This window comes from Mesorhizobium sp. M8A.F.Ca.ET.021.01.1.1, from assembly GCF_003998025.1.
Classification (GTDB): domain Bacteria; phylum Pseudomonadota; class Alphaproteobacteria; order Rhizobiales; family Rhizobiaceae; genus Mesorhizobium.
The window spans coordinates 1-7,121 of the sequence record NZ_RZSJ01000301.1 but is presented as its reverse complement, the minus strand read 5'-3'; the positions used below and the strand labels follow the sequence as shown (position 1 = coordinate 7,121).

The 7,121-nt window shown below is 63.6% G+C and carries 5 protein-coding genes and 1 pseudogene; 3 read left to right on the top strand and 3 right to left on the bottom strand.

The genetic code is table 11. The annotated features are described in order from the left end of the window. Positions 1–167 (bottom strand): annotated as a pseudogene (locus EOA36_RS21585) (GFA family protein); the annotation flags it as partial. Positions 168–382: 215 nt separating this feature from the next. On the opposite strand from EOA36_RS21585, the gene EOA36_RS21580 reads away from it, so the two are divergent. The 3 genes from EOA36_RS21580 to EOA36_RS21570 all read left to right on the top strand — a co-directional run bounded on the left by EOA36_RS21580 (position 383) and on the right by EOA36_RS21570 (position 5,014). Then, a complete protein-coding gene (locus tag EOA36_RS21580) occupies positions 383–1,147 on the top strand; it encodes a TlyA family RNA methyltransferase (protein WP_127279343.1) in 765 nt (254 codons plus the stop codon). Next, on the top strand, positions 1,144–2,379 hold the full coding sequence (locus tag EOA36_RS21575; RefSeq protein WP_127279342.1) for a class I SAM-dependent RNA methyltransferase: 1,236 nt from the start codon (positions 1,144–1,146) through the stop codon (positions 2,377–2,379). Before EOA36_RS21580 ends, EOA36_RS21575 begins: the two co-directional genes overlap by 4 nt. A 157-nt stretch (positions 2,380–2,536) precedes the next feature. Further along, a complete protein-coding gene (locus tag EOA36_RS21570; protein WP_127279341.1) occupies positions 2,537–5,014 on the top strand; it encodes a caspase domain-containing protein in 2,478 nt (825 codons plus the stop codon). 142 nt (positions 5,015–5,156) lie between these two features. Here the strand turns inward: EOA36_RS21570 and EOA36_RS21565 are convergent, their stop codons facing one another. Both EOA36_RS21565 and EOA36_RS21560 read right to left on the bottom strand, forming a co-directional pair. Beyond that, the gene (locus tag EOA36_RS21565; protein WP_189343685.1) at positions 5,157–5,798 is read right to left on the bottom strand and encodes a transglutaminase-like cysteine peptidase; all 642 of its coding nucleotides are present in this window, start codon (positions 5,796–5,798) and stop codon (positions 5,157–5,159) included. 289 nt (positions 5,799–6,087) lie between these two features. Further along, positions 6,088–7,121, bottom strand: a 1,034-nt coding sequence (locus EOA36_RS21560) for a metallopeptidase TldD-related protein (RefSeq protein ID WP_127279339.1), incomplete at its 5' end; no start/stop codon positions are given.

Sequence of the window (7,121 nt, the reverse complement as noted above, 5' to 3'; positions counted from 1 at the left end):
CAGAACAGGATTTCGAGCGACGGCGTGTCCTTTCCGGCGCGCGTATAGCTGGCCGTCGGCTCCGAAACGCGAATGCGCTCGTCGACATAATCATAGGCCCAGAGCGCGCCATAGCGGCGGCAAAGCGTGCAGTTGCAGGCCGTCACCGGGCCGGGATCGCCCTCCAGGGTCTAGTGAGTCGCGCCGCAGTGGCAGGTTCCCGTCAGCATTCGTTCTCCCCGGCTTCCGACGATGGAGGCTCCCCTCGATGGCCATTTTGCCGGACCCGACGCGATGCACGCAAGCCGCGGCTTGGCTCGCTGCTCCAGCCGTACACGCACGACGTCACCCTGTTCCGTGTAATGTCCTTGCCTTCATCGCGGGCTTTCGCCAGAGAAGGCCGATGAATTCGCCTCTGCCAGCCAGCACACGCCAGCGGCTCGACGACCTGCTCGTCCAGCGTGGGCTGTTTGCCAGCCGTTCGCGCGCCCGTGACGCGGTCGAGCGTGGCACGGTGACGGTTGACGGCGCAATTGCCCGCAAGCCCGGCCAGAACGTTTCGCCGCAATGCCTCGTTGTCATCGACGATCCGGCGCAAGGCTATGTTTCGCGCGCGGCGCTCAAACTGATCGGCGGACTGGACCATTTCGGCCTCGACCCCGCCGGCCGCGAGGCCCTCGACATCGGCGCCTCGACAGGCGGGTTCACCCAGGTATTGCTCGAACGCGGCGCGTCCCATGTCACGGCCATCGATGTCGGCCACGGCCAGATGCATCCTGATGTCGGCGGTGATCCGCGCGTAACCGTGATCGAAGGCCTGAACGCACGCGATCTCACCGCCGCCGATCTTGCCGGCCGTAGTCCGGATTTCATCGTTTCCGACGTCAGTTTCATCTCGCTGAAACTTGCGCTGCCGCCGGCGCTTGCTCTTGCGAGGCCCGGCGCCGGCGCGGTCTTTCTGGTCAAACCGCAATTCGAGGCGGGTCGCGAGGCGATCGGCAAGGGCGGTCTGTTGAAGGACCCCTTCGATGCCGCCCGTGTCGCGGGCCTGCTGCAGGATTGGCTGGATGCCGTTCCCGGCTGGCGCTCGCTCGGCCTCCATCTGTCGCCGATCGAAGGTGGCGACGGCAATCGCGAATTCCTGCTCGGTGGGATCAAGGACCGATGAGCGCACGCTTCACAATACGAAAGCTCGGATCGCAGGGCGACGGCATCGCCGAAACCGAAAGCGGCGATCTGTTCATTCCCTTCACGCTGCCGGGCGAGACCGTCACCGCCGCGCGCGAAAGGGATCGCGCCACGCTGATGGCGGTGCTGGAGGCCTCGCCGCTGCGCGTCGACCCTGCCTGCCGCCATTTCACCGAATGCGGCGGTTGTGCCCTCCAGCATTTCGAGACCGAAGCCTATCGCGGGTGGAAACGCGAAAAGGTGGTGCACGCATTGAAGGGCATCGATTGCGAGATTGGCGAACTGGTCGCCTGCGCGCCGCGATCGCGCCGCCGTGTCGTGCTTGCCGCCCGGCGCACTGAAACAGGCATGTTGCTCGGCTTCAATCGCCATCTGTCGCCGGAAATCATCTCGATATCCGAATGTCCGATCTCGCTGCCGGAGATCGTCGCCGCGCTCGGCCCGTTGAAGGCGCTGGCCGGATTGATATGTGCCACCACCAAATCATTCCGGATGGCGGTCACCGTGACGGCTTCGGGCCTCGACGTCGCGGCGCACGACCCCGGCAAGCTCGGCGAACACCAGCGCCGTATCGCTTCCAATTTTGTCATTGCGCAGGGCTTTGCCAGATTGTCCATCGACGACGAGATCGTCATCGAGCCGAGGAAGCCTGTCGTCATGTTCGGCAGCGTCGCGGTCGCCGTGCCGCCGGGCGCCTTCCTGCAGGCGACCGAGGCAGCCGAACAGACAATGGCCGAGATCGTCGGCGGACATCTGAAGCGTGCGAAAAAGGTCGCCGACCTTTTTGCCGGTTGCGGCAGCTTCGCCTTGCGGCTGGCCGCGAAGTCGGAGGTGCACGCGGTCGAAGGCGATGCGGCCGCACTCTCGGCGCTCGACCGGGGTTCCCGCTTCGCGACCGGCATCAAGCGGGTGACGGGCGAACGCCGCGACCTGTTTCGCCGGCCACTGACGTTCAAGGAGTTGAACGCCTTCGACGGCCTTGTCTTCGATCCGCCGCGCGCCGGCGCCGAGGATCAGTCGAAGCAGATCGCCCGCTCGGATGTCCCGTTCGTTGCCGCGGTGTCCTGCAATCCGGTGACGCTGGCTCGCGACCTGCGCATCCTCATCGATGGCGGCTACAGCTTGAAAAGCGTGACGCCCATCGACCAGTTCCTGTGGTCTCCTCACGTCGAAGCGGTCGCCTTGCTGGAAAGGCCGAAGAGGCGGCGGTAGTTCACGACCGCCGGTTCGCAGGAAATTTCTGAAGCCTCTGTTCTTTCGACCAAATTGTGCCCTAAAGCCGCCTTTGTGCGGGTTCCTAATTTCGCATCTTTGGGAAACATTTCGGCCCATTCGCCGTTACTAATATGAACCGATGGCGATAACGGACATGCAGACCCTTCAGAAATTCACCGGCCTCATCATCGTTCTTATCTTTTTCGCGGTCAGCTCCTCGACCGGAGCCCTCGCGCAAGGTGAAAAGCGCTTGGCGTTCGTCATCGGCAATGGCGCGTATCAGGCCGGCGAGCTCGCGACCGCCGCCAATGATGCGGGCCTGATCGCGCAGACCTTGCAGGCGGCCGGGTTCGATGTGGTCGGGGCGCGCGATGTCGATCAGGAATCGCTGCGCGGCGCATTGCGCGATTTCCTCGGCAAGGTCTCCGCCGCCGGTCCCGACGCGATTGTCTTCGTCTATCTCGCCGGCCACGGCGTGCAGTTCGAAGGCGAGAATTACTACTTGCCGATCGATGCCCAGATTGCCAGTCCAGCCGACGTGCCGCTTCAGGCGATGCGGCTCTCCGATGTCACCAAATCGCTGGCCGGATTGCCGACGAAGGTCAACATCGTCGTGCTTGACGCGGCGCGGCCAAATCCCTTCCCGAAGTGGAAAGAGCCGCTGGCCGGCGGCCTTGCGTTGGTCGATCCCGACCCGAACATGCTGATTGCCTTCAACGCCGCTCCCGGAACGGTCGCGCCCGAAGGCAAAGGCCCCTACGGTGCCTATGCCCAGGCGCTGGCCGAGATGATACGCCAAGGCGGATTGTCGCTTGACGACGTGTTCGACCGCACACGATTGCGTGTCAACGAGGTGACGCAAGGTGCGGAAGTGCCGTGGAACGCCTCGAAAATCGTCACGCCTTTCGTCTTCTTCGACCGCGCTGCGGACGCGCCCGCGCCCAAGGTCTCGGAGGCCGACTCCCGGTCCAATCGAACCAGGGCGATCCGCGATTTCAATGCTCATGACGCCTATGTCGCGGCTCTCGATCGCGACACGATGCGCGGCTACGAGGATTTCCTCGTCACTTATCCACACGATCCGATGGCCAAGCGCGTGCGCGCCATCATCGCCGCGCGGCGCGAGGCGATCACGTGGCGTGAGACCTGGCTGCAGGACACCCCGGAAGCCTATTGGTCTTATCTGCGACGCTATCGGCATGGTCCGCATGCCTGGGACGCGCGCTGGCGGCTCGAGCATTTCGACGCTGCGCTGGAACCGCCGGAGGAATTCACCGTCTATGACTATGATTTGCCGCCGCCGCCGGAGGAGGAAATCGTCTACGTCGACAGGCCGGTGCTCTATTTCGACGATCCCGATTTCGACTTCGAGCCGCCACCGCCGATCGCGGTGATCTTCCTGCCGCCGCCGCCGCCGGAATTCGTCGTGTTGGAAGCGCCTCCGCCGCCGGTTGACGTCTTCGTCCTGCCGACACCGGTATTCGTGCCGATACCTGTGTTTATCAATCCGCCGCGTCACATCGTGCCGCCGCCGAACGACATCATCTTCAACAACATCCACAACACGACCGTCATCAACAACATCAACACGACGATCAAAAACGAGACCATCGATCACAATGCTCAGGGTGGCCTCACGACAGGCCAGAAGACGGCCGGAGGCACGGTTGGGGCCGGCCCGGCTGCACTGGCGGCCAGGGTCGCGCTGCCGCCGCTGCTGAAAAAGAGAGTGGCCATGTCCGGTCAGGCCCCGTCCAATCAGCAACAGGGCGGCTTGCCGCCGAAGCCTGGCCAACGTGTGATACAGGGCCAGCAACCTGATGCAGCGACTCCGCTGTCGAAGACCTTGTCGACCGGTAAGCTTGAAACCGATCACGCCCTGCCAGGAGCCAACGGTAGAAAGCTGCCGCTCATCAACGGTAGGCCGGCGCTGAACGACGAGAATTTGCCCAGCAACAAGTCCAGGAAGCAGCTTGGCAAGCAAGGCATCGTTGGCCGCAACCAAGAGGCGACTGGAAATGCCGGTGCAGCTGTTACCGGAGAGCAGGGCACAGCTCGGCAGAACGGCAAGAAGTTCCGCAAGCTGCCGACCGTCAACGGTGCTCCGGCCGAAAATCGGCCTGGCGTGCAGGAGCGGCTCAGGAAGAACAATCCGGAGCTGTTCTCCAACCAAGGTCAAGGCCCGGCCAGCGGAAACGACAGGAGCAGGAAGCTCCGCAGACTGCCGACCGTCAACGGTGAGCCAACCGACAACGGACCGGGCGTGCAGAAACGGTTCAGCAGGAACAATCCGGCGGTGTTCTCCGACGAGAATCAGGGCTCCGCCAGCAGGAACGACAGGGGCAGGACGTTGCGCCGGCTGCAGAACAGCGAACAGGGGGCCGCCGGCCCGCAGGTTAACGTCCAGCGCAACCTCAAGATCAGGCCGAACGAGAATGCGCAGCGTCAGTTGAGACAGGAAAGGCCTAACGAGCAGGTGCTCCGGCCGCAGAGATCGGAGCCGAAGCCGGAATTCCGGGCGCAGCCGAGACAGCAGATGCAAGAGCGGCGTCTCCCGCAGGAGCAGCCGCCACAGCAGCTCAAGAAAAAGCCGTCTTGCGGAAAGCAGGGCGAACCGGCCTGCAACCAGTAGGCTGCCGCGGCCGGGAGTCGCCCTTTCCGTTCGCGGGGCGAACATCCTTGCTCGTTGCCAGACAGGGGGCCTCTGGTGTGGCGCATCAGCCCGTCAAAGGCGATCGCTCCGGCCGCTCAGATTACGCGCTTGGCGGCATCCGTCAGGTTTTCGGCGTGCCGCCTCGCTGGTTGACTGACTGCCAGACATTCGGATTCTGCTGCGACTGACGTTTCAGAAAGTAGTAGCCGGTCGCGTTCCAGGGCCTGATTTCGTCGACCATATTGTCGAGGACGAGATCGCCTTTGTCGGTTTTCACCGTCAGGATGGTGTGGCCTTCATTGTTGAGGTCGCGCACGACCGTCATCAGCAGCGCCTGTCTGGGAAATCCAGCCTCCTGAAGGAGCTTGCGTTTGTAGAGTGCGTAGATCTTGCAATCGCCCTTGCCGTCAACCGGGTAATCCCAATGGTCCGCCATCGTGCCCCAGTGATCGAAATTGCTGACGGGTTCGATGGCGCTGTTCGCCTTCTGATTTATCCGCTTGAGGATGCGGAGGTTCCGTGCTGTCAGCTTGACATTCGCGGCCGGCAGAGCGGGCACCTTGCACTCTTTTGGCCGGCGATGACAGAAGTCGATCCAACCGTAGGGGACGCTGGTGCTTCCACCCACGGCGGCGGCAGAAGATTGCGTCGATCGCGCCTTGAACCACGTCGACTGTGCTGCCGCCGGACTGGCTTGCAGTGCTGTCGCGCCAATCAACGAAACGAAGCCAAGCAGGAAAGACGAAGTCAGGACAGGCCGCATTGCCAAACCACCACCGCAACGAGGAACTGGTGCTGCGTTCGTGCGCAAAAGGGAGCCCAAGCAGTCAAAGACCTAATAATGTCTTAATGTGGATTGTGTTCGCTTCAAGGTCGCGGCCGGGATTCAGGTTGGGAACGCCGGCAATAGCCTGTCGCTGAGAGAATACGCTCGACGAAGGCAGGCACCATCCGTGTCGCCGGCCGCTCGATCTGTTCGTCGAAGTTCTATCGCCACGAACAGGTCGAAACGCGTCAGCGCTTCGTCGATCTCTTCCGAACGGCGCCGAGCCTCAAACCCGGGTGCCGCCGACCGTCATCTGGTTCATCCTCAGATGCGGCTGGCCGACGCCGACCGGCACGCCCTGGCCGGCCTTGCCGCACATGCCGATGCCATTGTCGAGCTTCATGTCGTTGCCGACCATCGAGACGCGGTGCATGGCGTCAGGTCCGTTGCCGATCAGCATCGCGCCCTTGATCGGCTGCGTCACCTTGCCGTTCTCGATCATGTAAGCCTCGGTGCAGCCGAACACGAATTTGCCCGACGTGATGTCGACCTGGCCGCCGCCGAAGGACACGGCATAGATGCCGTTCTTGACCGAGGCGATGATCTCGTCCGGCTCCATGTCGCCCGAGGTCATGTAGGTGTTGGTCATGCGCGGCATCGGCTGGTGCGCATAGCCTTCGCGCCGGCCATTGCCGGTGGCTTTCATGCCCATCAGCCGCGCGTTCTGCCGGTCCTGCATGTAGCCGACCAGCTTGCCGTCCTCGATCAAAACGTTGCGGGCCGAAGGCGTGCCTTCATCGTCGACGGTGAGCGACCCGCGCCGCTCGGCGATGGTGCCGTCGTCGACGACGGTGACGCCCTTGGCGGCCACCTGCTGCCCCATCAGGCCGGCGAAGGCCGAGGTCTTCTTGCGATTGAAATCGCCTTCCAGCCCGTGCCCGACGGCTTCGTGCAGCATCACGCCCGGCCAGCCGCTGGACAGCACGATGTCGAAAGTGCCGGCCGGGGCCGGGATCGCCTCGAGGTTGACCAGCGCCTGCCTGAGCGCCTCCCTGGCGGCGTGCTTCCAACTGTCCTCGACCAGGAAGTCGCCGAACGCCTTGCGCCCGCCCATGCCATAGGAGCCGCTCTCCTGGCGGTCGCCATCGCCGACGACGACCGAGACGTTGACGCGGACCAGCGGCCTGATATCGCGCACCACCTGGCCGTCGGCGCGCACGATCTCGATATGCTGCCAGGATGCGGCGATCGAGGCCGTTACCTGGCGCACGCGGGGATCCTCGGCGCGCAGCCAGGCGTCGATTTCCTGCAGCAGCTTCC